This is a genomic window from Bradyrhizobium sp. Ec3.3 (assembly GCF_000472925.1).
Classification (GTDB): Bacteria; Pseudomonadota; Alphaproteobacteria; order Rhizobiales; family Xanthobacteraceae; genus Bradyrhizobium.
Window position 1 is genome coordinate 53,489 of record NZ_KI421478.1, and the last position, 26,326, is coordinate 79,814.

Here is a 26,326-nt window from a genome sequence, read left to right on the forward strand (position 1 = left end):
TCGCACAATGAGAGAAGGGCGCGACGGGAATCGCGCCCGAGATCATGGCGTCAACCTATGAACGGCGCCTTGCCGGGTCAAGGACGCTCACGCCGACATGAAGGGATGCCAGCGCCGCGTCCAGCGCGGGAGCGGAAATCTCCATATATTCAAGGGCCTCGGTCCAGAGCAGGACCGCCCTGATCGGCGTTTGGGGATAAAGCCGGGAGAGCACGGCCCGGTACAGCGCAAGCTGCCGGACATAAGCCGCCGGTGCCTCCGCGGCGCTCTTCGGCGCCGTCTGGTTGGTCTTGAAATCGACGATCAGGACCTCCCCGGGGGTCACCACCAGCCGGTCGATCTGCCCCGACACCAGCGCCGGCGGCCGGCCGGATCGTTCGAGCCGACCGACGATCGCGACCTCCGGCCGACTGCCCGCGGCGAACACGGCGGCAAAACGCGGCGCGGCGATCAAGGCGAGCACCTTGTCGGCCAGCGCGGCGCGGTCGGCTTCCGGCCAATCCGCGGCGTTGCGTGCCATGAAGCCGAGCGCAGACTCGCGCCGCCGGTCGGGGGCGATATCGGGCAGGGATTGCAGCAGCCGGTGCACCAGCGTGCCGCGCTGCAATGCGAGGGCCCGGGTCTGGAGCGATTCGCCCGTCCAGACCGCGCGGCCTTCCCCGGCGGCCTGGCCGGAGGGGTGCACCGGATCGTCATCGAGGATCTCTTGCGGCGCCGGGCTTCGCAGCCAGTCTGGCAGGGTGATGGTCTCCTCGGTCGAGGTCGCGGGCGTGCCCAGCGCCGCGACGTCCTCCGGCCGGGCAAAGCGGGTCACTTTGCCGAGCGGAGTCTCGATCGTCTGCTTCTCGAGGCCGGAACCGGTGAGGCCCTTGTCCACGAGGTCGTACCAGCACAGCTTTCGCACCGTGTTCATGTTGCCGGGCATGCAGCCGCCGACGATCAGCCGGTCCGCCGCGCGCGTCATCGCGACATAGAGCAGGCGGCGATATTCGTCCTCGGTCTCCTCGAGCATTGCCTTGCGCGCGTCGATGACTGGTTTCGGATCGTCCGCCTTCCGCCCGGCCCACACCACGACCTCACCGCCATTGCCGCGCGGCACCTGGATCAGCCGCAGCCGCTGCGTGTCCGAGGGCGAGGAGGTGGTATCGACCATGAACACCACGGAGGCCTCCAGGCCCTTGGCGCCGTGCACGGTCATCACGCGGACCTCGTCGCGCGAAATCTCCATGTCGCGCTTCACCTCGGTATCGGCCGAGCGCAGCCAGGCCATGAAGCCTTGCAGCGAGGCCGGCGCCTTGCGCTCGTAGTTCAGCGCGAGTTCGAGGAACTCGTCGAGCGCGTCGTTGGCCTCATGGCCGAGCCGCCGCAGGATGCGCGCGCGGCCCCCGTCGCCGCCGAGCAGCCAGGCATAGAAGGCGAACGGCGTCTCGTTGCGTGCGTGGGCCTCGCAGGCCTCCAGCCTGCGCTGCACGGTTGCGAATCTCTCGCTTGTTCGCCCGTGCTCGGCCAGCGCCCGGCGCAGCGAGCCCTTGCGGTCCCAGGCGAGCGCAAACAGGTCGTCATCATCGAGCCCGAACAGCGGGCTCTTCAGCGCCACCGCGAGCGCAAGATCATCCTGCGGCAGTAGCAGCGCATCGGCGAGGTTCATCAGATCGATGATGGCGATGTGCTCGGTCAGCTTCAGCCGGTCGGCGCCGGCGACGGGAACGCCGGCATGCTTCAGCGCCTGGATCACCGCGTCGAACGCATTGCCGCGCCGCCGCACCAGGATCAGCATGTCGCCATAGCGGAGGGGACGCCGCTCACCGGTATGCCCGGTCAGCGTGCCGCTCTCCACCAGACGCTTGATCTCGGCTTGGATGCGGCGGGCGAGCTTGACCTCGGGGCTCGTGACGGAGACGCCGTCGAACGGCGCGCGCCAGCCTTCGATGTCCTGCCTGTCGTCGGCCTCCGCTAGATCCCAGAGCTCGATCAGGCTCGGGCCGGCATCGCTGAGCGCATTGTGCAGGGGATGGCCGATCTCGATCGCGTGGATGCTCTTGTAGATCTCCGCCTCGCGGAAGACGTGGTCGACCGAGTGCAGGATCGTTGCACCCGAACGGAACGAATAGGTGAAGGCGACGGGATCGAATTTCAGGCCGGCTGCGGTGAACTTGCGATGCAGCTCGCGCCGGCGCGCGTCGAATTCGTGCGGCGCGGCACCCTGGAACGAGAAGATCGATTGCTTCTCGTCGCCGACGGCGAAGATGGTGCGGTTGAGTCCCTCCCGCGCGCCTTCGCCGGCGGTAAACTCGGAGATGATGTGCGCAACGATGTCCCACTGCCGCGGGCTCGTGTCCTGCGCCTCGTCGATCAGCACGTGATCGACGCCGCGGTCGAGCTTGTAATGCACCCAGCCCGAGCTGACGCGGTTCAGCATCGTCAGCGTCTTGTCGATGAGATCGTCGTAGTCGAGCAGGCCGCGCTCCTGCTTTTCGCGCCGGTAGTTCGCCGCCGCGGCGGTCGCGATATGCAGGAGAGCCTCGGTGCGATCGCGCACGGTGACCGCGCGGCGCCTCTCGATCAGTCCGCCGAGACGCTGCGCCTCGGCCTCGAACAGGCGCGCGACGGAGGGGTTGTGATCGCCGAACTTCTTGGTCAGAACGGCCTTGCGCGGCAGCTTCTCGTCGGTGAGGAAGACGCTCAGATAGGCATCGACCTGCGCGCTGCCGGAAAACAGTTTTGCCGCGCGTAAGCGCCCTGCCTGGTCGTTATCGGACTTGCTGCCGTCCTCCAGCGCAAAGGCGATGTCGTCCCAGCGCGAGCGCGGCAGGAAGGGGCCATCGAGAATTTCAAGCTCGATGTCCTCCATGCGGTCAGCGGCATCGACGCCCAGCACCGCCGCCATCTCCTCAGCAGCCGCTGCGGCGCTGCCGGCCGCATGGGTCCAGGCCATGAAATGATCGCGGCTAAGGCAGGCTTCGCGCACGACCTCCTTGAAGGTGACGTCGGCGGCGTTCGCCATGGCGGTCAGCAGCGCGCGGCCGGTGACGCTATCAGGGTCGCGCGCGGCCTCCAGCAGCACCTTCAGATTGGCGCGCTCCATCATGTCGGTCTGGTCGCGCTCGTCGATCACGGCGAAACGTGCCGGAACATTGGCCTCGAACGGAAACTGCTGGAGCAGGCGGGTGCAAAGCGCATGGATGGTCTGCACTTTCAAGCCGCCCGGCGTCTCCAGCGCGCAGGCGAACAGCTTTCGCGCCTCGCGCCGCAGTTTTGCGTTGGGGTAGGGGATCCCGGCGGCGCGGATCGCATCGTCAAGCGCGGCGTCATCCAGCGTCACCCAATGGCCGAGCGTGGTGAACACGCGCTCGGCCATGTTGGCAGCCGCCGCCTTGGTGAAGGTGATGCAGAGTATCTTTTCCGGCGGCACGCCCGAGAGCAACAAGCGGATCACGCGCTGCACCAGCACATGCGTCTTGCCCGAGCCGGCATTGGCCGACACGAAGGCCGATGCGGTCGGGTCGGACGCGCGCGCCTGCGTCGCACGCACGGCATCGGGGATAGGGCGCGGCGCCTTCACCATTCCTCTACCCCCAAGCCGCCGGCGGCGGACCATTCCTTGATGCGCGCGAGATCGTCATAGCTGCCGTAGCGGTTGGTCCACATCGGCAGGTTCAACGAGGTGTAGGCCTGGTTCTCGTCATCGAACGCGCGGATCAGTGCTTCCAGCTTGTTTCGCGCATCCGCGGCGGCGGTGTCCGGCGGCTGCGGCGCGTCGCTCGGCTTGATCTTGAGCTCGAGAATGCGCTCTTCGCCTGGCGGATTGTTGCCGCTCAGGCGAACGTAGACGAGCTGGCTGACGGATGAGCCGGCGTCGATGCCGGGAAAGCCGCCCTCGCGCAGGATCGCTGCTTCGAGCGTGAGCTGCGGCGATAATCCCATGCGCACCTGCTTGCCGGTCGGCGGCTGGCCGGTCTTGTAGTCGAGGATCGCGTAACCGCCGCCCTGCCGTTGCTCGATGCGATCCGCGCGCGCGGAGAGATGGAACGTGCGCTCATTGTCGAGCCGGATTGCTATCTCGCCGCGGGTCTCGGCGCTGATCGCCTCGATCGCGCCGCGCCGCGCTTGCTCCCATTCGCCAAACCAGCGGGCGATGCGCTGAAAGCGCGGCCACCACAACGCCCGCGCTTCGGGGCGCTCCATCAGCGGCGCAAAATGCTTTTCGCCGATCGCGCGCAGGACGCGCACTGGGTCCTGCGGCAGGCGCGCGGCATAGGCTTCCGTGAACTCGCCCAGCGCATCGTGGATGGCAGAACCGCGATCGGCTGCGGAGAGCGGCATGTCGACGGGATCGAGGGCATCGAGCCGCAGAATGTATTTTGCGTAGATCGTGTAGGGGTCGCGCAGCCAGTCCTCGATCGCGGTGACCGACAGCTTCAGCGGCCGCGTTGCGCGCGGTGGCCGCGGCTCGGGCTGCTTGATCGGCTTGACCTCGTCGGGCTGGTCCAGCGCGCTCGCGAACTGGACATATTTTTCGCCGCCGCGTTTTGCGGTCCTCCAGTGATCATCACCCGCAACCGCTTCCAGCCGGTGCAGGAAGCGCGAGGCCACCGCCGGCGCGCCACCGGCCTTGGCGGAATGGGTGAGGATCACCTCGTCGGCGCCGAGCAGCTGCGCGAAGTCATGCGCGGAGAGGCCGATGCGGCGCTCCGGCAGGTCGAGGCCGAGCTCGTGCCGCATCGGGCGGCTGAGCCAGGGATCGATGCGCGGCGAGGGCGGCCACACGCCTTCGATCAGCCCGCCGACGATGATGCGGTCGGCCTGCATCAGGCGCGATTCCAGCGGGCCATAGATCTGGAGCCGCGCGCCGGGCTTGTCCGGCCGCCGCACCGCGCGGTCGCCGAACGCGGTCTGGAACACGTCAACATAATCCGGCAGCGGCACCACCAGCCCGCTCGTCGTGCCGCCGCGCAGGAGATCGTCGAAGGCGGCGGCAAGTGCCAGTCCCTCGCGGTCCTCGAAGGCAAGCGAAACGCCCTGCTCGTCGCGCGACAGCGCGATCAGGATCTCGCGATGACGATGCGCGAGCTCGGCGAAATCGTAGGGCTTCGACGATGCCAGGCCCTCGATCGGCGCCAGCGCAGCTTGCAAGGCTGCGATCAGCGCCTGGATGCGATCGAGGTCTTCGGCCCTCAGCCGCGCGCGGGGCTCACTCCGATGCAGCGCGGAGACTTCGCTCCGCCAGAGTTTTGCAAGCTCATCGCGGAAGCGGGTGAACTCGCGCGAGAGCCCCGCCGCTCCCGGCGGCGGGCGCGTGCCGCGCAACACCGCGAGCTCCAAGCCTTCGATCGCGCTCGTCCACGCGCCGGACGTGGCGCCGAGCCGGCACAGCTGATGCTTGAGCAGCGCGAGCAAGGTCGGCGGCTCCAGGCCCTTCGTCGCAACTTCCGCCGCAAGGCGCGCGAAGGTGCCGGCGGAGGTTTCCATCAGCACGTCGCCGCCGGAATCGTCGAAGGCAAGATCCCAGCGCGCGAGCGCCGCCATCACCCGCCGGGCCAGTGCGCGATCCGGTGTCACCAGCGCGGCGGATTTGTCGAGATGCCGCGCCTCGCGCATCGCAATCGCGATCGCGAGCGCTTCCATCTCGGGATTGGGCGCCTCGACGACGGCAAGCCCTTTCATGCCGGCGCCGATCTTGCCGGCGACATCGCTCTGCTTCAGCCGGTCGTGCCATTTCTCGGTCGCGCTTGACGGCCGCATCGATTCGGAGGCCAGGAGATCGCGACCACCTTCCGCCGGTGGTTGGAGGATGTCGACGTCGCTGCGCCTGATTCCGAAACGCTGCAACAGCGCGTGCATGGCATATTGCGGATGGTTCGAGGCGGGATGTTCCGCGAACTTGCCCAGCGCATCGCGCACGCCGCCGATGGTCCGCCAGGCGTCCTCGTCGAGATCGGTGTCGAGCCCCGGCAACACCACTGCGCCATGCGGGAGTGAAGCAACCGCGTGCAGGAATTTTGCGGTGGCCGGCATCGAACCGGTCGAGCCCGCTGCGATCACGGGCCCCGCGGGATGCGCGGTCAGCCGTTTTGCTTCTGCGGCGATCAGTTGATCGCGCCGCGCTGCAGGTTCGATCCGGTTGATCTCGGCGAGATGGCTCGGCCAGGCCTCGCGCGCGATGCGCAGAAACTGAAGCGAATGCTGCCAGTATTGATCGAGCTGGTCGGGAATGAGCCCGTCGAGCGCGCTCCAGTTGACGCCGCGCGTCACCATGTCGTCGATGAGGCGCGCAAGATCCGAGGCGAGCGCCAGTGTCGAGGCGGGGCCGCCGACCACCAGCGGCGCCAACACCTCGCCTTTGGCCCAGGCTGCGACCAGCCGCGCCAGCGTCAGCCTGCGTTCGAGCTCGCCCAACCGTGGCGGAATGTCGAGCGGTGTCGTGCCGGAAAACTGCTCGGCCTCGTCGGCAAAGGCGAGCTCGTCCTCGTCGATGTCGCCGAGGGCGACGATGCGCGGCAGCACCACCGCGTCCGTCTTCATCTCCTCCAGGAAGATCTCGCGCACCACGCGCATCGCGCGCCGCGTCGGCAGATAGAGCGTGGCATCCGCCAGCCGCGCCGGTTCCTTGCGCGCCTCAAAGCCATCGACCAGCCGGCCGTCGAGCAGCGCGGCGATGACCGTGCGCAGGAAGGGAACCGAGACTGGAACGGTGAAGACGCGCATGAGCTGCCTGATTCGGGGATCAGGCGCCAATATAGGGAGACAGCTTCAAATGGTCATGAGCGCAAGCGAGGTCTTCCCCGCTGTTCGCCACTCCACGTGCTCTCGTGCCCCGGACGCGGCGCGGCATGAAATGACGCTCCGCTGAGCCGGGGCCCACGTTGCGTCATCACGGCTGTGGGCTGTGTGGGTCCCGGCTCAGCAGTGCATCGCTGCGCGCTGCACTGCGTCCGGGACACGAGAGCGGCTAAGCCACGCTCTCCAGGAACGCCTCTTCGGCGGCGTGCACGGCATCGGGGGTGCCGACGTGCATCCACAGGCCGTCGAGGCGGAGGCCGAACAGCCGCTCCTGCTCGCCGGCGCGGTCGAACATCTTCGTCAGCGAGAACTCGCCCTTCGGGGCGCCTGCAAATATGGACGGCGAGATGATGGCCGCGCCTGCGTAGACAAACGGCACCACCTGATGCTCGCGGCGCGCGCGCAGGGTGCCGTCCGGCAGCATCGAGTAATCGCCGCGGCCGCCATAGCCGATGCTGCTCGCGGTCGGCGCCATCAACAACAGGATGTCCATCCGCGCCGGATCAAAATTCTCCGCGAGCCGCTCCAGGTTGGAGCGCACGCCGTCGATCCAGAGCGTGTCGGAGTTGACGTGGAAAAACGGGGCGTCGCCCAGCAACGGCAGTGCCTTGACCACGCCGCCGCCGGTGCCGAGCACCTGGTCGCGCTCGTCCGAGATGATCACGCGCGGCCGCTTGCGGCCGGCGACATGGTCGATGATCTGATCCGGCAAATAGTGCACGTTGACCACGGCCTCGGTGACGCCGGCCTGGTCGAGCTTGTCGAGCACATGGTCGAGCAGCGGCTGGCCCGCCACGCTCACCAGCGGTTTCGGCATCTTCTCCGTCAGGGGGCGCATGCGCAGGCCGAGGCCGGCTGCGAGCACCATCGCTTTGGTCGGTTTGACGGACATGCCTGACTTTCTCGAAAACCTCTGGTTCGTGGCCCCAGCAATCCTAGCACGCGGATCAGCCGGCCAAATCGCCATAATCACCTGGGATGACGTTTGTACGACGGGTGTTGCAATCAAGCTCCCGCAGATGTGGACCGCGCCTTTTTCCGCTTGTTGCCCTGTTTGAGGAAGTTGACGCCGATCTGGTCGCCATTGACCCAGGCCAGCTCGCAGCGCCGGTAGGCCAATCCGGTGGACGACAGCAGCAGAAAAAATTCCTTGAGGTGCAGGCCCTCGACCGAGCCCTCGATGGTGAGCTTGGCGCCGGTCTCGCAGACGTCCTCCATCGTGCAATCGCGCCGCCAGGTCCCGTCGATTCCCATCATATGGGCAGGTATCCCGCGCTCGAAGACGACGCGATCGCCTTTGCGTCGTTCGGTGCTCGCTGCCATGCGTCCTCGCTTCCCACCCGTATCTTTGCGGCCTCCAGCGGACGAGATTACGGCTGCGATGGCTAACAGCCGGTAAATCAGCCCTTCGGCGGCGGAACGTTGGCGAGATACCAGTCGCGCATATGGGCCAGTGACGGGTGCGCCAGCGAGCGCTGAAGATAGGTCCAGATCCGCGGCTGGTGGCGCAGATAATGCGGCTTGCCGTCGCGGCGGTTGAGGCGCGCAAAAGTGCCGAGAAGGCGCGTGTTCCGTTGCGCCGACATGACGGCGTAGAGCTCGGCAAAGCCCGCCGGATCGAAGCCGGCATCGCCGGCGCGGCGTGCCTTGATGTAGCGCGACAGCAGCGTCAGCTCGAGGCTTTCGGGCACGTCGATGCGGGCGTCCTGGAGCAGCGACACGACGTCGTAGGATTGCGGGCCGAGCACGGTGTCCTGAAAGTCGATCACGCCGAGACGTGAGATGCCTGTGCGGTCGGCAAGCCAGATCAGATTGGGCGAGTGATAATCGCGCAGCACCCAGGTCTTCGGCGCCGCCAATGGCTTCTCGAGCAGCTCGCGCCACATCGCGAAGAATTCCGCGCGCCTCTCCTCGCTCAGCGGAGCGTCGCGATCTGGGAGGTACCATTCCGGCATCAGCCCGATCTCGATCAGGAGTGCCTCAGTGTCGAAGACGGGAATGGCGTAGTCGCCATGACCGGACAGCGGCAATATCTCCGGCAAGGCCCTGCCGTGCAGCGCGGCCAGTGCGTCGGTCGCGACCTCGTAGCGTTCGGCAATCGGGTGCGGCGGATCGCCCTCGATCACGCCCTCGTTGCCAAAGTCCTCCGTGATCAGGAAACCATGGTCGAGATCGGAATGGTGGATCACAGGCGCTGAGAGGCCTTGTGCGCGCAGGCCTTCGTCGATCGCGACGAACGGTTTTACGTTCTCGGCGAGATGCACCGCGGCGCTGTAGGACTTTCCGTTGTAGATCGCGGCGCCGTCGGGGCGCTGCGGAAAATTCATGAGGATGACGATCTCGTCGTCGCGGATCAGCCGCCCATAGGAACGGGTCGAGGCGTCGCCATTCATGCGCCGCCGCGTTGCGCCCATGTAACCGGATCTCTCGAGAAACTCGCGCAGCGCTTTCAGCCGCGCGACCGTCGCTGCGGCCCTGCCGTAGCCGGTGATATCGGCCGCGCGCGCGGTCGATCCGAGCGCGGGCCGATGCGTGAGCGCGATATCGATGCGATCCAAGGGCAAGGCGGACGGCGCGCGCTCCGGCCATTCGACGAGGACGAGCGTGGCATCTGGCAGCGGCGACAGCCCGATCTCCTCGAGCTCGGCTTCGTCCTCGACGCGATAGAGATCGGCATGCAGCACCGGATATGGCGGCAGCTCATAGCCCTGCACCAGCGTGAAGGTCGGGCTCGGCACCTCCAGCGCCTCGTTGTCCGCGAGATAGCGGATCATCGCGCGTGCAGCGGCGGTCTTGCCGGCGCCGAGATCGCCGGAGAGCGTGATGACGTCGCCAGATCCGACCAGCAGTGCGAGATCGGCCATGAGCTGCGCTGTCGCCATCTCGTTGAAAAGCGCGACGGAGAATGTCGTTGATGCGGTCATTCGGCGGCGTCGCGATGCGCCGCCTGGTCGGTCGGAAAATCGCAGGTCACGGTCGTGCCCTTGCCGACGCTCGAATCCACCCGCACCTTGCCGCCATGCAGCTCGACGAAGGAGCGCACCAGCGACAGGCCGAGGCCGGCGCCGCGATGGCGCGAGCCTTGCGAGCGGCTTTCGAACCAGTTGAACACCTTGTCTTTCATGTCGGCAGGTATTCCAGGCCCGGAATCTGTCACGGTGAAGACCACGCTGCGCTCGGTGCGGCGCGCGCTGATGCCGACGGTGGAATCCTGCGGCGAGAAGCCGACCGCGTTGGCGAGCAGGTTATAGAGTACCTGCACCACCCGCTTCTCGTCGCCAATGAAGCTGCCGGCGTCGGGCGCGATCTCGACCTTGAGGCGGATGCGGTCGGTGGCGAGCCGGTCCTGGATACCTTCAGCGGCAAGCTCGATTGCCTTGGAGACGTCGACCGGGCCGAGCTCGAGCTTCATCGCGCCGGCGTCGATGGTCGCAAGATCCAGGATGTTGTTGGTCAGCGCGAGCAGCGCGTTGGTCGATTTGGTGACGTAGTCGAGATATTCGGCCTGCTTCGGCGTCAGCGGACCGGTCGAGGGATCGCTGAGGAAGTGCGCGAAGCCGATGATGGTGGTGAGCGGGGCGCGCAGCTCGTAGGAAACGTGGTGGACGAAATCCACCTTCATCTGGTCGGCGGCTTCCAGCGCCTCGTTGCGCTCGCGCAGCGCGCGCTCGACATTCTCGGTGTCGGTGATGTCCTGGAAGGTCAGCATCGTGGCGCCGTCGGGCAGCGGCCGGATCATGCCGTTCACGACGCTGCCGTCCTTGCGCTCCAGCTTCAGCGGCACGTCGACGCGATTTTCGATCGAGGTGATGGCCTCGCGAATCTGCCGCCAGACATGCGCCTCGTCGAACAGCGGCTGACACCAGCCCTCCACGGCCTGGATGTGCGGCTGCTCGCGCAAGGCCTCGTTCGACAGCTTCCACATCCGCGCGAAGGCCGGGTTCGACAACTGGACCTTGCCGTTGCTGCCGAACACCGCGACGCCTTCGGCGAGGCTGTCCAGCGTCTCGCGCTGCACGCGGATCAGGCCGTCGAAGCGGCGGGCGAGATCGAGGCTCTCGGTGACGTCGTCGAACAGATAGGTGACGCCGCCTTCGGGGCTGGGCGTGGTGACGACAGAGAGCGCGCGACCGTCGGGCAGGAACCATGTGTCATGGGCGGTCTCGACCGCGCGATAGGCCTCGTGCAGCTTGGCCTTCCAGGCACGGAAATCCGGCTGCTCGGGCAGCTTGCGTGCGGCGCGGAGCTGATCGAGCACGCTGGAATCATCGGGATTGGCATCGAGGAAGGTACGGTCGAGATCCCAGAGCCGGCGATAGGAATCGTTGTAGAAGGCGAGCCGCCGCTGTCCGTCGAACACGGCAACGCCGGAGGAGAGCTGGTCGAGGGTGCGGCGATGCGCCTCCGCCATCCGCACCAGCGCCGAGCTCAGCGCATCCGCTTCGCTGGCGTCGATCGCGACGCCGACGCTGCTGTCGCCGACATTGACGGCACGCACGTCATAGATGCGGCGCTCGCCGCCGATCACGATCGGCAGGCGCGAGGTGAAGCTGGCCGCGTCCTTCAGCCCGCGCTCCATGTCGGCGCGGTCGGCGCTGTCCAGGAGCTCGAGCTTGCGCTCCTGGGCATCGATGACGCTTGCCGCTTCGGTCGCCCGCACATAGGCCGGGTTGGCGTAGGCGAGCGCTCCGTTCGCGCTCTTGGCCCAGATCGGCCAGGGACTAGCCGCGGCAAAGCCGCGCAGCATCTCGGTCTCGTCGAGCAGCGCCTTGTGGCGCAGATTGGTTTCGGCGAGCTCGCGCCGGAGCCCCGAGAGTTCGCGAATCCTGACAATGGCCTGGCCGCCGATGGCGCGGCCGATCGCCTCGAGGGTACGGCCGCTCGCGGTGGACAGATTGAGCTGGAACCCGTCGCCATGCTCGCGCAGCGCATCGACCGCGTGATCCATCTGCAGCGCCGGCTCCGGCGGCAGCCAGGTTCCAAACGCCAGCACGCGCTGCGGCGAGGAGTCACGCGGCAGCACCATGGAGATGTCGCCGGAGATCTGCGCGCGATTGTCGCCCGCGGGCCAGGAGATCAGGATCTGCGGCTCGGCGAACAGCAGCGCGCCGAAGCGGTCGGCCTGGAGTTGCAGTTCCCCGATCCGGGTCTGCAACCGCTCCTCGTTCTTCGCGGTGCGGACGCGGGTCCGCATCAACAGGATCGCGGCGACCACCGAGAAGCCCAGCAGAGCGAGCGCGGTCGCCAGCACCGCGATTTCCTGCCGGTTGAAGTCCAGCAGTGTGGAAAGTGTGTCGACGAGATCGGCGGCATCCGCCGGCGCAGCCGGAAGGAGCGCCGCAAGAGCGCCACCGATCAGGCCGTTGCGCGCCAACGACGTGCACGACAGCAGCGTCCGACGCATCGACACGATCACGCCTGACATCATTGCCCCAAGACCGCACGAATTTGCGCCCGGCGATTTCCCCCGCCGCGCGCGAATCAAGAGACAATATCCCCTTCGTGACTCGACCGGTAAGAGTCCAGATCGTGAACGCAAAGGTGGCCCCAAAAAAATGCCGGCCACGCGGTTCCAGGTCCATGTAGTCCTGCGGCTGATTCGGCTGGAGTTGCCACGTGTTAGCGTGTCACGCTGGCCGCCGCGATGGTGGTGCGCTCCCTCTCCCGCTTGCGGGAGAGGGTTGGGGAGAGGGTGTCTCCGCAGAGAGATTCCCAATGAGGAAAGAGCCCTCACCCGCGTCGCTTCGCTCCGCGACCTCTCCCACAAGCGGGAGAGGTGAAGCCAACTCGCGGCTGTGTCAGCGTCCGGTGGAGCCGAAGCCGCCGGCGCCGCGATCCGTCGCCGACAGCGTGGTGACGGGAACCAGACTGGCCTGAACGACAGGTGCGATCACCATCTGCGCGATGCGCTCGCCGCGCTTGATCTCGAACGGCGTATCGCCGTGATTGATCAGGATCACCTTGATCTCGCCGCGATAGTCCGCATCGATCGTTCCGGGCGAGTTCAGCACGGTGACGCCGTGCTTGGCGGCGAGGCCGGAGCGGGGCCGCACCTGCGCCTCGTATCCGGCCGGCAATGCGATCGCGAGTCCCGTCGGCACCAGCGCGTGCTTGCCGGGGGCGAGCGTCAGAGGTTCGCCCTCGGGAACGGCGGCCATCAGGTCGAGGCCGGCGGCCTCGGCCGTCTGGTAGGCCGGCAGCGGCAGGCCTTCGGCATGGCCCAAGCGTTGCAGTTCGACGGTGACCTTCGTGCTCAAGATGCGGGCTCCAGGGATTTGTCGGCCACGCTCTTTACGACATGCGCGATCAGCTCGGTGGCGACCTGTTCCTTGGTCATCACCGGCCAGGAATCAACCGCAATCTCGCCGTCCTCCCCACCGCTTTTGCGGCTGAGCAGATGCACGGTGTTGCGGTCGCCGCCCATCACGCCAGTTGCCGGCGAGACGTCGTTGGCAACGATCCAGTCGCAGCCCTTGCGCGCGAGCTTGGCCTTGGCGTTGTCGATGAGATGCTCGGTTTCGGCGGCAAAGCCGATCACCAGCGGCGGACGCTTGTCGCTGAGTTTCGAGATCGTGGCGAGGATGTCGGGGTTTTCGACGAGTTGAAGCGGCGGCATGCCGGCCGACGTCTTCTTCAGCTTCTGCTCGCCCTCATTGGCGACCCGCCAGTCGGCAACCGCTGCGGCGAAGATGGCGATATCGACCGGAAGCGAGGCCTGCACATGCTCCAGCATCTGCCGGGCTGATTCCACGTGCTTGACCGTGACGCCGTCGGGATCGTTGAGGTCGACCGGGCCGCTCACCAGGATCACCTCGGCGCCTGCGGCCTGCGCGGCGGCGGCAATGGCAAAGCCCTGCTTGCCGGAGGAGCGGTTGGCAATGTAGCGCACCGGATCGATCGGCTCGTGGGTTGGCCCCGCGGTGATCAGCACGCGCTTGCCCGCGAGCGGCCGCGGCACCGGCGGCCGCAGCAGGCGCTCGGCGGCGACGGCGATCTCGATGGCCTCGGACATCCGGCCGACGCCGGCCTCGCCCGCTTCCGCCATCTCGCCGGCGTTGGGGCCGATCATCACCACGCCGTCGCGCTGGAGTTGCGCCACGTTGCGGCGTGTCGCGGCGTTATTCCACATCAGCGGATTCATCGCCGGGGCCAGCAGGATTTTTCGGTTGGTGGCGAGCAGGATGGCGCTGGCGAGATCGTCGGCATGACCGCATGCCATCTTGGCCATCAGATCGGCGGTTGCCGGCGCCACCACGATCAGGTCGCAGTCGCGCGCGAGGCGAATGTGGCCGGCGTCGAACTCGCTCTGGGGATCGAACAGGTCGGTATAGACACGCTCATGGGAGAGCGCGCTTGCCGCCAGTGGCGTGACGAATTGCTGCGCGGCCTTCGTCAGCACGCAGCGGACGTCGACGCGTCGCTCCTTCAGCCGGCGGATCAGGTCGAGCGATTTGTAGGCTGCGATCCCGCCGCCGATGATCAGGGTGACGCTGGCCTCGGCCACGGCGCCGGTGCGCGGGGATGGGGGAGCGGGAGACGCCGCGGGCGGCGCCGCGAACGGCGTCAGCGGCTCCTCGCGGCCCTCGATCAGCTCCCGCAGGATGACCCGGACCTCTTCCTCGACCGACCTGCGGTTCTTGGCCGAGCGCAGGCGCAAATAGGTTTTGACGCCTTCGTCGAGCTTGCGGATGGTCAGGCTGGCCATGACGCCCTCCAGCAGGGAATGATGGCAATGCTATCACATCATGAATGCATTGCAATCAATTCCCTCGGATGGCGAGGAGGATTCCGACCAGGGCGAGGGCAATGACCCAAAGGCCAATCGTCTGCCACCGAGCTTTGCGGCCCTCCGCGCGGGCCATTTCCTCGATCGTGTCCGACGACAGCATGTGGCCTTCGCGGGTCATGGTTTCCAGCTGCTCGAGCACTGTCACGGCGCGGCTCGCGATTGCAGGCAGTCCCGCCAGCACCCGGCCGAGCTCGCCGGCGCCGGAAATCGCGCCCTGGATGCGGCCGACCGGGCCGAGATTTTGCGCGATCCACTCGCGCACCACGGGATCGGCGGTTTTCCAGATGTCGAGCTTGGGATCGAAGCCGCGCGCGACGCCCTCGACCACCACCATGGTCTTTTGCAGCAGGATCAGCTCGGGTCTGGTCTGCATGTCGAACAGGCCGGTGACCTCGAGCAAAAGCGTCAACAGCTTCGCCATCGAGATTTCTTCGGCGGTGCGGTTGTGGATCGGCTCGCCGATGGCGCGGATCGCCTGTGCAAAGTTCTCGACCGAATGGTGCGAGGGCACGTAGCCCGCCTCGAAATGCACCTCCGCCACGCGGCGATAGTCGCGGGTGATGAAGCCGAGCAGGATTTCGGCGAGGAAGCGCCGCTCCTTCAGGCCGAGCCGGCCCATGATGCCGAAATCGACCGCGACGAGATGTCCCGCATCGTCCAGGAACATATTTCCCGGATGCATGTCGGCATGAAAAAAGCCGTCGCGCAGCGCGTGGCGCAGAAAGCTCTGGATGACCTTGCGGCCGAGGTCGGGCAGGTCGACATGGGCCCCCTGCAGGCGCACGTGGTCGTTCAGCGCGATGCCGTCGATCCACTCCATCGTCAGCACGTTGTGCGTGGTGCGATCCCAATCGACCGTGGGCACACGGAAATCCGGATCGCCCTGCGTGTTCTCCGCCATCTCCGACAGCGCGGCCGCTTCCAGCCGCAGGTCCATCTCCATCGCGACCGAGCGCGACATGGTGTTGATGACCTCGACGAGGCGCAGGCGGCGTGCTTCCGCCGAATAGGTCTCAGCCTTGTGTGCGACGAAGAAGAAATCGGAGAGGTCGCGTCGGAAGCGCGCGGCGACGTTGGGTCGCAGCACCTTGATCGCGACCGCCTTGCGCACGCCGTCGCGTACCACCTCGCCACGATGCACCTGCGCGATCGAGGCCGCCGCAACGGGCGGGCCGAAGCTCGCGAACACCTCCGTCAGAGGACGCTCCAGCGATGTCGCGATCGCGGCTTCCGCCTCGGCTTGCGAAAACGGCGGCAGGCGATCCTGGAGGCTTTCAAGGTCGCGCGCCATGACGACGCCGACGACGTCCGGGCGTGTTGCCAGGAACTGGCCGAGCTTGAGATAGGCCGGGCCCATCCGGGTCAGCGCGCGCGACAGTCGCGGTCCGTGCTTTGGGCCGCGCCGTTCGACGAGGCGGGCAAGCTTCAGGGCGAGTTGTCCAGGCGGCGGCACCAGGCTCGGATCGACGGCGCCGAACACGCCCTCGCGCGCAAACACGATCGCGGCGCGGGCAAGACGCGCAATGTGGGTAATGGCAGAGATCACAAACGCCAGCCTGAATGCAATGCGACGATGCCGCCGGACAGGGTCTGCCAGCTCACGCGGGAGAAGCCGGCCGCGCGGATCATGTCGGCGAAGGCGTTCGGCTTGGGGAATTTGCGGATGGACTCGACGAGATACTGATACGATTCGGCATCGCCCGTGACCATGCGGCCAAGCGGCGGAATCACCTTGAACGAGAACAGGTCATAGAGACGATCGAGCCCGGGCATCTCGACCGTGGAGAACTCCAGGCACAGGAAGCGGCTGCCGGGCTTCAGCACCCGATAGGCCTCGCCAAGTGCGAGATCGATCCGCGGCACGTTGCGGATTCCGAAAGCGATCGTATATGCGTCGAAGCTGCGATCGGCAAAGGCGAGCGCTTCGGCATTGCCCTCGACGAAATCGACCTGGGTGTCGAGATGCCGCTTCTCGGCGCGCTCGCGTCCCACGGCCAGCATGTTGGCGTTGATGTCGCAGACCGTGGCATGAAAGCCGGAGCCTGCCGCCTTGGCGGCACGGAAGGAAATATCGCCGGTGCCGCCGGCGACGTCGAGCAGCGCGAACGGCCGGTCACTCCGCGGCGGATCGAGCGCGTTGATCATGATGTCCTTCCAGACCCGGTGCAGGCCCCCGGACATCAGGTCGTTCATCAGGTCATAGCGCGAGGCGACGCTGTGAAACACATCGTTCACCAGCGTCTGCTTGTCGCTCAGGGGGACGTCCCTGAAGCCAAAATGCGTGGTTTCGCCCGGCCGATCCATTACTCTACTCCACGAGGCGGACCATAGCGCGGCCGCCGCAATGGCGCTATCACACCGCCCTCATAAGGTGAATGCCTGACCATGCCTGAATTGCCCGAAGTCGAGACCGTCCGCCGCGGCCTCCAGCCCGTCATGGAAGGCGCCAAAATCGTCAAGGCAGAGGCCCGCAGGGCCGATTTGCGCTTTCCCTTTCAGCCGGACTTCGTGGCACGGCTCCAGGGCCAGGTGGTCACCGGGCTCGGCAGGCGCGCAAAATATCTCATGGCCGATCTCGCCTCCGGCGACGTGCTGTTGATGCATCTCGGCATGTCCGGCTCATTCCGCGTGATCAAGCCCAATGATGAAAAGTCGCCGGGAGAATTTCACTATCCCAGGGGCAAGGACTCCTCGCACGACCACGTGCTGTTTCGCATGTCCTCGGGCGCCGACATCGTGTTCAACGATCCGCGCCGCTTCGGTTACATGAAAGTGATCGCGCGCAACGCGCTCGAGGACGAGCCGCTGTTGCGCGGGCTCGGCCCCGAGCCGCTCGGCAACGAATTCGACGCCGCGATGCTGGCGCAGTCCTGCGCCGGCAAGAAGACCAGCCTGAAGGCCGCGCTGCTCGACCAGCGTGTGGTGGCGGGGCTTGGCAACATCTATGTCTGCGAGGCGCTGCATCGCTCGCATCTGTCGCCGCGCCGGATCGCCGCCACGCTTGCCACGCGAAAGGAGGAGCCGACCGATCATGCCAAGCGGCTGGTCGGCGCGATCCATGCCGTGCTCAACGACGCCATCAAGGCGGGCGGCTCGAGCCTGCGCGATCATCGCCAGACCACCGGCGAGCTCGGCTACTTCCAGCATTCGTTCAAGGTCTATGATCGCGAAGGCGAGCCCTGCAAGACGCCGGGCTGCGGCGGCATCGTGAAGCGCTTCACCCAGAACGGACGATCGACGTTCTGGTGCCCGAAATGTCAGAAGTGAGGATCAAGCTCGCGGCCGAGAAAGCCGTGAGTCTCTGCGCGGCTGACGAACCCACCACGAGCGTCATTGCGAGCGCAGCGAAGCAATCCAGACTGTCACCGCGGAAAGATTCTGGATTGCTTCGCTGCGCTCGCAATGACGGGGCGGATGAAGCCTTCGAATGGCGAAGCGAAGCAATCCGGCCGGGCTGGTGGGCGGATTGCTTCGCAGCTTGGGCGCCCTGCTACCGGAAAACGGGGAGCCCGGCTGTCGTCTGAGCGATCGCCCCGCTCAGGACGCCAGTGTAGCTGTGTCCTTCGACGTGATCTCTGCGGCGGCGTGCAACATTCCGTTGGCGGCCGAGATGACCTGATCGATCAGCAGATTGGTCGTCGTCGCGAGGTTGAGCCGGGTCTCGATCCAATCCCAGAGCCCGCGGATCTCGGCGGCCGACTTGCTGCCGGGCGCGAATTCGCTGACGGCAAGGCCGGCGGCGAGCGAATCCTGGTGATCGTTGCGCATTACGATCATCGGGCGCGCGAGCACGTCGGCGAGCTCGAGCGCGGCTTCCTCGCCGAGCGTATTGGCCGCATTGTCGATGCGCTGGCCGCGGATCGGTGTCTGGTTCAGCACGAAGCCGAAGGGCCGTTTCCAGGCGCGGGCGACGCTGAGCGTCGAGGCGGTAGCCTCGATGTCAGCGACCGTGGGCCGGGCCGGGATCAGGCACAGGTCGGAATGGCGAATTGCAGCGGTGGTCGCGGCGCTGAGGCCGGCCGCGGTGTCGACGATCGCGAGCTGCAGGCCGCTCGCCGCCAGCATCTTCAAACGTGGCTCGATGTTGGAGGCCTGGTAGATCGGTTCGACCACGGGATCAGCCGTGGTGCGGCGGCGCTGCCAGTTCGACAGCGTGCCCTGCGGGTCGGTCTCGATCAGGCGAACGCTGAATCCGGCCTGCCGGGCGGCCAGCGCGAGGCCGATGGCGAGGGTGCTCTTGCCACTGCCACCCTTTTGGGTGGCCAGTACGATAGTATGCATAGATGTTGAATCCTCTGGAATGCTTGGGTCTCGGGTAACGCCACGCGAACGTGCATCGATGGTGATGCTGAGCTCTTCTCGCTCAGGACGTGCCCGGCCCGATCCAAAGGGGATCGCGGATGTCCGAATCAACGGTACGATGATGGCGGAATCTGGGATTGCGGCGAATCCGTAGCAATACTGAATCAGTAGTCGTACGTACCGCTCGTGCGCCGGAAGCAGCGCAGCGCGCCAGCGGTGCGCTGCTGAGCCGGGGCCCAGAAACTGCGCGCTGAGTATTTGGGTTGCATGGGTCCCGGCTCGGAGGCGCGGCATTTCATGCCGCGCCTCGTCCGGGACACGAGAGAAGAAGCGTGGCCGTCGCCTGATCGTTACTTCCGCACGCAGATGACGCGCACGACGGCCGCTTTTGCATCCGTCGAGCTGCCATTGCCGGTTACATCGTTCGCCTTCAGGAAATCGCGCACGGCATCGGCAGGCACCATCACGGCCTGCGCGGCAGGCGCCGCGTTGGCGGGGCCGGCGACGACCAACGGTTTCAGCAGTGCGATGCCGGCGAACTTGCCGTCACCATCGATCGCGGCGGCGCCGGAAAATCCGACCGCCGGCGCCGGCGAGAGCGCTGCATCGCCGCCGGTGACGGGCGCCAGCGCAGTCTTGAGGCTCGAGACCGCGGCGCTGCCGCCTTGATTCTGCGGATCGGCGATGCCGATGACATCGACGGCCGCTTTGGCCGCCCCGCTCGCCAAGTTCAGCGGCTTCAATCCGCGCGCTCCGTAGATATGCAGCAGCGCGAGATCGTGCTCCTTGTCCTCCGCAAGCCGGTCGGCATTGCCATAGCCCCCGATGGTGATGGCAAGGCACCCGTCGGTCACGAGACGGTCGGTGACGATCGCGCCGTCGTCGGTAACGACGATGCCGGTGCCATATTCGACGGTTTTCCGCGGTGGCGGTCCCGCCTGCGGCATCGAGGGAAACGCGTTGAAGGCGCTCGACATCGCGATCACGACCGGCTCGACGGTGTTTTCCATGGCCTGGTCGTAGAGGATCGTCATGATCCGCACCTCGTCACCCCTGAAGGTGCCGCGCACGTAAAACTTCTTCAGGCCCTGCAATCCCGACAGCACGAAGAAGTCGGGCTTCACCACCGTGTAATCGACCTTGCGCCCGGCGGGGTCCTTCTTCTCGACTTCCGCGAGCTTTGCGGTGGTCGGGTTCGCCTCCTTGCGGCGGCTGAGCAGCACCTGCACCGTGCCGGTCGGCGAGGTCCATTTCGAGCCGTTGGCGTCGGTCGCCTGCTGCGGCACGAGCTTGCCGGGGATGCCGAGCCGCGCGCCGCTGGTAGGCTCCATCACGATCTTCCAGCCGACGCTCTCCTGCTTCTTGCGCGCCGTCTCGGTGAGTGCGGCCCGCTCCTGCGGGTTCAGCACACCGGTCGGCTTGCCGCCGTTCGCTTTCTGGTATTCCTTGATGGCGTTGACCATGCGCTCGCTGACGTCGCCGGTGATCGCGCCGTTATACTGCCCGACCCAGGCGAGGTCGGATTGCAGCAGAAGGCGCTCCGCCTGCGCCATGGCGTCCGCGGTCTCGGACGGCGTTTGCAATGCGGGACGGATCGGAACGGTCTGGACCGTCTTCGGCCTGGTGCCGGGAAGCGGCGGCGTCGTCATCTGCGCGTGCGCGCTCGCCGCGGTCACCAACACAAATGTTGCCGCGAGCATCGATCTCATGACAAATCCAACCCGGCCATTGAACGTGGGCTCATTGAAGCACATCTCGTTGGTCGCAAACAATCTCGGGGTGGTTCAGGCCTGCGATAGAGGGCGCGAAGCCATGTTCTCATGTCCTCATCCTGAGGAGCGACCTCAAGGCCGCGTCTCGAAGGATGGCCCCGGGTGACATGCGGGCCTTCAGGGTCGAGACGCGCGTTCCGCGCTCCTCACCATGAGGGTCAAGAGAGGAACGACGATGCTGAGTCCCGACGAACTCGAACGCTATGCCCGCCATATCGTGCTGCGCGATGTCGGCGGGCCGGGTCAGGCCGCGCTGAAGCAGGCCTCCGTGCTGGTGATCGGTGCCGGCGGTCTCGGCGCGCCGGCCCTGATGTATCTTGCCGCCGCCGGCATCGGCACGCTCGGCGTGGTCGATGACGACGTCGTGTCGCTCTCCAACCTTCAGCGCCAGGTCATCCACACGACGCCCGATATCGGCCGGCACAAGGTCGAGAGCGCCGCGGAGCGGATCGCGGCCCTCAATCCGCATGTGCGCTTCGTCGGTCACGCCACCTGGCTCAACGCCGACAACGCGCTCGGCCTGATCGGCGATTACGACCTCGTGCTCGACGGCTCCGATAATTTCTCAACCCGCTATCTGGTTTCGGACGCCTGCTTCTTCGCGAAGAGGCCACTGATCACGGCCGCGCTCGGCACCTTCGACGGTTCGCTGACGACAATCCGCGCGCACGAAAAGAACGAGGCCGGTGAATTCAATCCGACCTATCGCTGCCTGTTCCCGGAGGCGCCGCCGCCGGGCACCGTGCCGGCCTGCTCCGAAGCCGGCGTGATGGGCGCGCTCGCCGGCGTGCTGGGCTCGATGATGGCGCTGGAAGCAATCCGTGAGATCGTCGGCTTCGGCGAGGGCCTGGTCGGCCGTCTGTTGATGCTGGATGCGCGCGCGATGCGCTTCGAGACGCTGCGCTACGCGCGCGATCCGGCCAATCCGCTCAACGGCGATGGACCCGTCTTCGACGATCTGAGCATCCACCGCGAGTAGTGGCGGGCTTGCTCAGCGCGCGAGCGGCCGCTCGCTGTCCAGATGTGCCATCTGCTCGGCGGCATAGCGCGTGCCGGAGGCGACATCCGGCGGGAAGGCTTTTGCGAGCGCCGCAAGATGCGCCGGCGTCAGTGTCACCTTGGTCGAGCCGAGCGCCTCGGTGAGACGGTTGCGGGTGCGGGCGCCGACCAGCGGCACGATCTCCTTGCCCTGCGCCGCCACCCACGCGATCGCAACCTGCGCCGGCGTGGCACCGATCTCGGTAGCGATCGCACGCAGCGAGTCGACAAGCGCGAGATTGGCGTCGAGGTTCGCCCCGTGGAAGCGCGGGGTCATCAACCGGTAATCCCTGCCGGCCTTGCCGCTGTCCTTTGTCCAGTGGCCGCTGATCAGACCGCGCGACAGCACGCCATAGGCGGTGATGCCGATGCCGAGCTCGCGGCAGGTCTTCAAAATATCGCGCTCGATGCCGCGCGCGATCAGCGAATATTCGATCTGGAGATCGACGATCGGATGTACGGCGTGCGCGCGGCGAATGGTGTCGGAGCCAACCTCGGACAGGCCGATATGCCTGATGTAGCCGGCCTTCACCAGCTCGGCGATTCCGCCGATCGGCTCCTCGATCGGAACATTGGGATCGAGCCGCGCCGGGCGATAGATGTCGATGTAATCGGTGCCGAGCCGCTGAAGCGAATAGGCGAGGAAGTTCTTGATCGCGGCCGGCCGGCAATCGATTCCGGCGAATTCACCGGCGGGTCCGCGCAGCGCGCCGAATTTGACGCTGAGCTGCACCTTGTCGCGCGGGCGATCCTTCAACGCTTCCCGGATCAGCATTTCATTGTGGCCCATGGCGTAAAAGTCGCCGGTGTCGAGCAGCGTGATGCCCGCATCGAGCGCCGCATGGATCGTGGCGATGCTCTCATCGCGGTCGGCCGGTCCGTAGACCTCCGACATGCCCATGCAGCCGAGACCGATCGCAGTGACGGTGGGGCCGGTTGAACCGAGTTTGCGCTGTTCCATGATGGCTCTCCTCGAATGGCGGGCAGGCTGCGCCGCGTGATGAGGTCAGATATGCGCATGGCCGATTACGCCGATAAGCTGGACAATTCAGAATAGCTTGTTCATCATATCGAACAATGGCCGATCCTGACCTGCGTGATCTCGACGTCTTCGTTGCTGTCGCCCGCACCCGCAACTTCCGGCGCGCGGCGCAGGACATTCGCGTATCCGTGTCGAGTCTCAGTCAGCGCCTACGAGATCTGGAGGAGCGCCTCGGCGTCCGTCTGATGAACCGCACCACCCGCAGCGTCGCGCTGACCGAGGCAGGCGAGCTGCTGCTGTCGCGCGTGGCCCCGGCGCTGCGGGATGTTGGTAATGCCCTCGATCAGGTCCGGGGCCTGCGCGAGGTTGCGTCGGGCCGCCTGCGCATCAATGCGCCGCCGCCGGCGGTCGATCTGGTGTTGGCACCGATGGTCGGGCCGTTCCTCGCGGCCTATCCGCAGGTCGATCTCGACATCGTTTCCGAAAGCGGTTTCGTCGACATCGTCAGTGCGGGCTTCGATGCCGGCGTGCGCTATGGCGAGCATCTCGCGCAGGACATGGTGGCGATCTCGCTGAGCGGTCCGCAAAGCTATGTCGTCGTCGCATCACCCGATTACGTCGCGCGGCGCGGCATGCCCCGGCACCCGAAAGATTTGCTCGACCATGATTGCATCCGCGCCCGCTACAGCAGCGGCGTCATGCACGATTGGGAATTCGAGAAGGGCGGCCAGATCATGAAAGTCGATCCACCGGCCAAGCTGATCTCGACCAACATGGGTCTTGCCATGCGTGCCGCGCTGGACGGCGCTGGCATCTGGGCAAGCCTTGATGGCTATGTCGGCGAAGCCCTGAAGTCCGGTGCGCTGGTGAGCATGCTGGAGGATTGGTGCGAGCCGTTTCCGGGACCGTTCCTGTACTATCCGAGCCGGCGCCAAACGCCGCCCGCGCTGCGCGCCTTCATCGATTTCGTCGCCGGCTGGCGCAAACGCGAGACGCGCGAACAATAAATCTCAGAGCATGCTCGGTAGCACGCGATCCGGCGGCTTGTGAGCGTCGAGGAAGGTGCGGATGTTGATGATCACCTTCTCGCCCATGTCGACGCGGCCTTCGATGGTGGCCGAGCCCATGTGCGGCAGCAGCGTCACCTTGCCGGCTTTCGCGAGCCGCACCAGCTTCGGATTGACCGCGGGCTCGTGCTCGTAGACGTCGAGGCCGGCGCCGCCGATCTCGCCGGCTTCGATCAGCTTGATCAGCGTATCCTCGTCGGTCACCTCGCCGCGCGCGGTGTTGACGATATAGGCCTCTTTCCGGATCAGCTTCAGCCGCCGTGCCGAGAGCAGGTGATAGGTCGCAGGCGTGTGCGGACAGTTCACCGAGATGATGTCCATCCGCGCCAGCATCTGGTCGAGGCTTTCCCAATAGGTCGCGCCAAGCTCCTCAGCGATCTTCGGGGCGACGGGACGGCGATTGTGATAGTGGATCTGCAGGCCGAAGGCGCGGGCACGGCGCGCCACGGCCTGGCCGATGCGGCCCATGCCGACAATGCCGAGGCGCTTGCCGCCGATGCGATGGCCGAGCATCCAGGTCGGCGACCAGCCCGCCCAGGGTTTGCCTTCCGTGAGCACCGAGGCGCCCTCGATCAGCCGGCGCGGCACCGCGAGGATCAGCGCCATGGTCATGTCGGCGGTGTCCTCGGTCAGAACCTTCGGCGTGTTGGTGACGGTGATGCCGCGCGCATGCGCCGCCTCGACGTCGATATTGTCGACACCGTTGCCGAAATTCGCGATCAGGCGAAGCTTGCAGTCGGGCTGGTTGATGATGTCGGCGTTGATATGGTCGGTCACCGTCGGGACCAGCACTTCGGCCGTGCGCGCGGCCTCCGCGATCTGCTCCCGCGACATCGGGGTGTCGTCAAGATTGATCCGGGCGTCGAACAATTCGCGCATGCGCGTCTCGATCGAGTCCGGCAGCTTGCGTGTCACGACGACGAGGGGTTTTTTCTTGACCGACATGTCCTGCTCTCATGAGGCTTCGCTGGCCGCCTCTGTGGTCAAAGGCTTACCGTTCAGACCTCATTAACCCGGTTGTTCGACACTGGCCTTGCCGCATCGTCCCCGGCGTTTCCTTCAAGCTCTCCCGACGTTTCCGGCCGGAAAATCGGGCCAAACTGGTTTGTTAGACGCTCGTCCTCTCTAGCAGATGGCCGGGCCAAGACAAGAACCACGGCAGCGGAGGGAAAGACCCGCGTGGGGCGGGGAGAGGACATGCGGCATGGATTTGGAAGTGATTTCTCGGAATTCGGCTCGCTTGCGCCAGGGTTCCGGCAGGAGACGGGTCGTGATGGCGTTGGGGCGTTTTTGGTCGGTGGTGGTGCTCGTCTTGGGTTGGCTGGGCGCATCGGTCAGCCCCGGACATTCGGCCAAGGACGCGGTTCAGACCGCGAGCGGCCTTCCCGTGCCGCGCTATGTCAGCCTCAAATCCGACCATGTGAATGTCCGCGCCGGCCCGACCAAGGACAACGATGTGGCCTGGGTCTACACCCGCGCCGGCCTGCCGGTCGAAATTACCGCCGAGTTCGAGAACTGGCGCCGGGTGCGCGATTCCGAAGGCGCCGAGGGCTGGGTCTATCATTCATTGCTGTCGGGGCGCCGCACCGCGGTCGTCACCATGAAGCACAAGGACGATCTCGCGCCGATCTATGATCGCGCCGACACCGAGAGCGCGGTCGCCGCAAAGCTCCAGGCCGGCGTCGTCGCCCAGGTCAAGAAATGCACCACAGGCTGGTGCCACGTCATGGGCAACGGTTTCGACGGCTGGATCCAGCAGGAGCGGCTCTGGGGCGTCTACTCCGACGAGCTGGTGAACTGACGCCGCAGGCGTCATCCCGGGGCGATGCGTCAGCATCGCAATCCGGGATCTCGAGATTCCCCGAAGCGCAATTGCGCTCGGAGGTCTGGTGCTCGCGCACCATCCCGGAATGACCACGCAAATAAAAATGGCCGGGACAAGCCCGGCCATGACGATCTCTCGTCCTGTTTCGAGAACTCAGCGCTTCTTGCGCAGGCGCACCACCATGTCGATGCGCGCGATCTCGTAGCCCTCGGGCACGTCGGGCATCTTCGAGAGCGCCAGATGCGGGTCGGGAATGTCGACCAGCTCGTGGCTGTTCTCGAGATAATAGTGGTGGTGCGTGGTGACGTTGGTGTCGAAATAGGTCTTGGTGCCGTCGACGCTGACCTGGCGCAGCAGACCGGCATCGGTAAGCTGGTTCAGCGTGTTGTAGACGGTCGCCAGCGACACCGGAACCTTGGCCAGCGTCGCTTCCTCGTAGAGCATTTCGGCGGTGAGGTGCCGGGCACCCTTGCCGAACAGCAGCCAGCCCAGCGCCATGCGCTGGCGCGTCGGGCGAAGCCCGGCGGCCTGGAGCATTTCGTTGACGTCGTGCCACGGGCAGCCGGTCAGGGCCGGCTGGCGTCCGGAGTGGAGGGACGCGGAATGGGCGGTTTCGTCATGGTGGTTCGGGGCGCTATCGCTCATTTCCGATTTCAGGGCACGCGAGGAAAAACACTATTGTTCTGCAATATATGGACGGATAGATGCAGATGCAAGTTTCTCGCAACTAGAGCGGTTCTAAGTCGGTCCGGAACCGGGACGAGATGCGAT

19 protein-coding genes are annotated in these 26,326 nt (G+C 66.1%); 4 read left to right on the forward strand and 15 right to left on the reverse strand.

Translation table 11 applies throughout. From position 1 onward, the window contains the following. Positions 1-55 precede the first annotated feature (55 nt). The 10 genes from addA to ubiE form a co-directional block, all read right to left on the reverse strand. Positions 56-3,565, reverse strand: coding sequence for a double-strand break repair helicase AddA (gene addA / locus YUU_RS0146940; RefSeq protein WP_027528296.1), 3,510 nt, complete (start codon positions 3,563-3,565; stop codon positions 56-58). Beyond that, positions 3,559-6,705 (reverse strand): double-strand break repair protein AddB, encoded by a 3,147-nt coding sequence (addB, locus tag YUU_RS0146945; RefSeq protein ID WP_027528297.1) that lies wholly within the window; start codon positions 6,703-6,705, stop codon positions 3,559-3,561. Before addB ends, addA begins: the two co-directional genes overlap by 7 nt. 244 nt (positions 6,706-6,949) lie before the next feature. After that, positions 6,950-7,672: a nucleotidyltransferase family protein gene (locus tag YUU_RS0146950; protein ID WP_027528298.1), complete on the reverse strand. Its 723-nt coding sequence runs from the start codon at positions 7,670-7,672 to the stop codon at positions 6,950-6,952. A 113-nt stretch (positions 7,673-7,785) separates the two neighbouring features. Continuing rightward, complete coding sequence (locus YUU_RS0146955; RefSeq protein WP_027528299.1) at positions 7,786-8,103, reverse strand: pilus assembly protein PilZ; 318 nt, start codon at positions 8,101-8,103, stop codon at positions 7,786-7,788. 77 nt (positions 8,104-8,180) lie between these two features. Further along, positions 8,181-9,704, reverse strand: coding sequence for a tRNA (adenosine(37)-N6)-threonylcarbamoyltransferase complex ATPase subunit type 1 TsaE (tsaE, locus tag YUU_RS0146960; RefSeq protein ID WP_027528300.1), 1,524 nt, complete (start codon positions 9,702-9,704; stop codon positions 8,181-8,183). Next, positions 9,701-12,205, reverse strand: a complete 2,505-nt coding sequence (locus YUU_RS0146965; protein ID WP_027528301.1) for a PAS domain-containing sensor histidine kinase — start codon at positions 12,203-12,205, stop codon at positions 9,701-9,703. Before YUU_RS0146965 ends, tsaE begins: the two co-directional genes overlap by 4 nt. A 373-nt stretch (positions 12,206-12,578) precedes the next feature. Continuing rightward, on the reverse strand, positions 12,579-13,037 hold the full coding sequence (dut, locus tag YUU_RS0146970; protein WP_027528302.1) for a dUTP diphosphatase: 459 nt from the start codon (positions 13,035-13,037) through the stop codon (positions 12,579-12,581). Beyond that, entirely contained in the window at positions 13,034-14,485 is a 1,452-nt protein-coding gene (coaBC, locus tag YUU_RS0146975; RefSeq protein ID WP_027528303.1) for a bifunctional phosphopantothenoylcysteine decarboxylase/phosphopantothenate--cysteine ligase CoaBC, read from the reverse strand. Before coaBC ends, dut begins: the two co-directional genes overlap by 4 nt. 55 nt (positions 14,486-14,540) lie before the next feature. Next, on the reverse strand, positions 14,541-16,115 hold the full coding sequence (gene ubiB / locus YUU_RS0146980) for a 2-polyprenylphenol 6-hydroxylase (protein ID WP_027528304.1): 1,575 nt from the start codon (positions 16,113-16,115) through the stop codon (positions 14,541-14,543). Further along, positions 16,112-16,873 (reverse strand): bifunctional demethylmenaquinone methyltransferase/2-methoxy-6-polyprenyl-1,4-benzoquinol methylase UbiE, encoded by a 762-nt coding sequence (gene ubiE / locus YUU_RS0146985; protein WP_027528305.1) that lies wholly within the window; start codon positions 16,871-16,873, stop codon positions 16,112-16,114. Before ubiE ends, ubiB begins: the two co-directional genes overlap by 4 nt. Positions 16,874-16,954: 81 nt before the next feature. Here ubiE and mutM point away from each other — a divergent pair, with 81 nt between their 5' ends. Continuing rightward, a complete protein-coding gene (mutM, locus tag YUU_RS0146990) occupies positions 16,955-17,836 on the forward strand; it encodes a bifunctional DNA-formamidopyrimidine glycosylase/DNA-(apurinic or apyrimidinic site) lyase (protein ID WP_027528306.1) in 882 nt (293 codons plus the stop codon). Between the two features lie 270 nt (positions 17,837-18,106). Here mutM and YUU_RS0146995 read toward each other — a convergent pair whose 3' ends face one another. Together YUU_RS0146995 and YUU_RS0147000 are read right to left on the reverse strand one after the other, a co-directional pair. Continuing rightward, on the reverse strand, positions 18,107-18,850 hold the full coding sequence (locus YUU_RS0146995; protein ID WP_027528307.1) for a ParA family protein: 744 nt from the start codon (positions 18,848-18,850) through the stop codon (positions 18,107-18,109). A 371-nt stretch (positions 18,851-19,221) separates the two neighbouring features. After that, on the reverse strand, positions 19,222-20,580 hold the full coding sequence (locus YUU_RS0147000; RefSeq protein ID WP_027528308.1) for a serine protease: 1,359 nt from the start codon (positions 20,578-20,580) through the stop codon (positions 19,222-19,224). A 238-nt stretch (positions 20,581-20,818) separates the two neighbouring features. On the opposite strand from YUU_RS0147000, the gene YUU_RS0147005 reads away from it, so the two are divergent. Beyond that, positions 20,819-21,622 (forward strand): molybdopterin-synthase adenylyltransferase MoeB, encoded by an 804-nt coding sequence (locus tag YUU_RS0147005; protein WP_027528309.1) that lies wholly within the window; start codon positions 20,819-20,821, stop codon positions 21,620-21,622. Between the two features lie 12 nt (positions 21,623-21,634). Here YUU_RS0147005 and YUU_RS0147010 read toward each other — a convergent pair whose 3' ends face one another. Next, a complete protein-coding gene (locus YUU_RS0147010; protein ID WP_027528310.1) occupies positions 21,635-22,642 on the reverse strand; it encodes an aldo/keto reductase in 1,008 nt (335 codons plus the stop codon). 116 nt (positions 22,643-22,758) lie between these two features. Between YUU_RS0147010 and YUU_RS0147015 the strand changes: the two genes are divergently transcribed. After that, positions 22,759-23,670 (forward strand): LysR family transcriptional regulator, encoded by a 912-nt coding sequence (locus YUU_RS0147015; RefSeq protein ID WP_027528311.1) that lies wholly within the window; start codon positions 22,759-22,761, stop codon positions 23,668-23,670. Between the two features lie 3 nt (positions 23,671-23,673). Here YUU_RS0147015 and YUU_RS0147020 read toward each other — a convergent pair whose 3' ends face one another. After that, positions 23,674-24,675 carry a D-glycerate dehydrogenase gene (locus YUU_RS0147020; protein ID WP_027528312.1) on the reverse strand — a complete coding sequence of 334 codons (1,002 nt, stop codon included), beginning with the start codon at positions 24,673-24,675 and terminating at the stop codon, positions 23,674-23,676. Between the two features lie 328 nt (positions 24,676-25,003). Here YUU_RS0147020 and YUU_RS0147025 point away from each other — a divergent pair, with 328 nt between their 5' ends. Next, positions 25,004-25,531, forward strand: coding sequence for an SH3 domain-containing protein (locus tag YUU_RS0147025; protein ID WP_027528313.1), 528 nt, complete (start codon positions 25,004-25,006; stop codon positions 25,529-25,531). Positions 25,532-25,708: 177 nt separating this feature from the next. On the opposite strand, the gene irrA is transcribed toward YUU_RS0147025, so the two are convergent. Continuing rightward, positions 25,709-26,200, reverse strand: coding sequence for an iron response transcriptional regulator IrrA (gene irrA / locus YUU_RS0147030; RefSeq protein WP_027528314.1), 492 nt, complete (start codon positions 26,198-26,200; stop codon positions 25,709-25,711). Positions 26,201-26,326 lie beyond the last annotated feature (126 nt).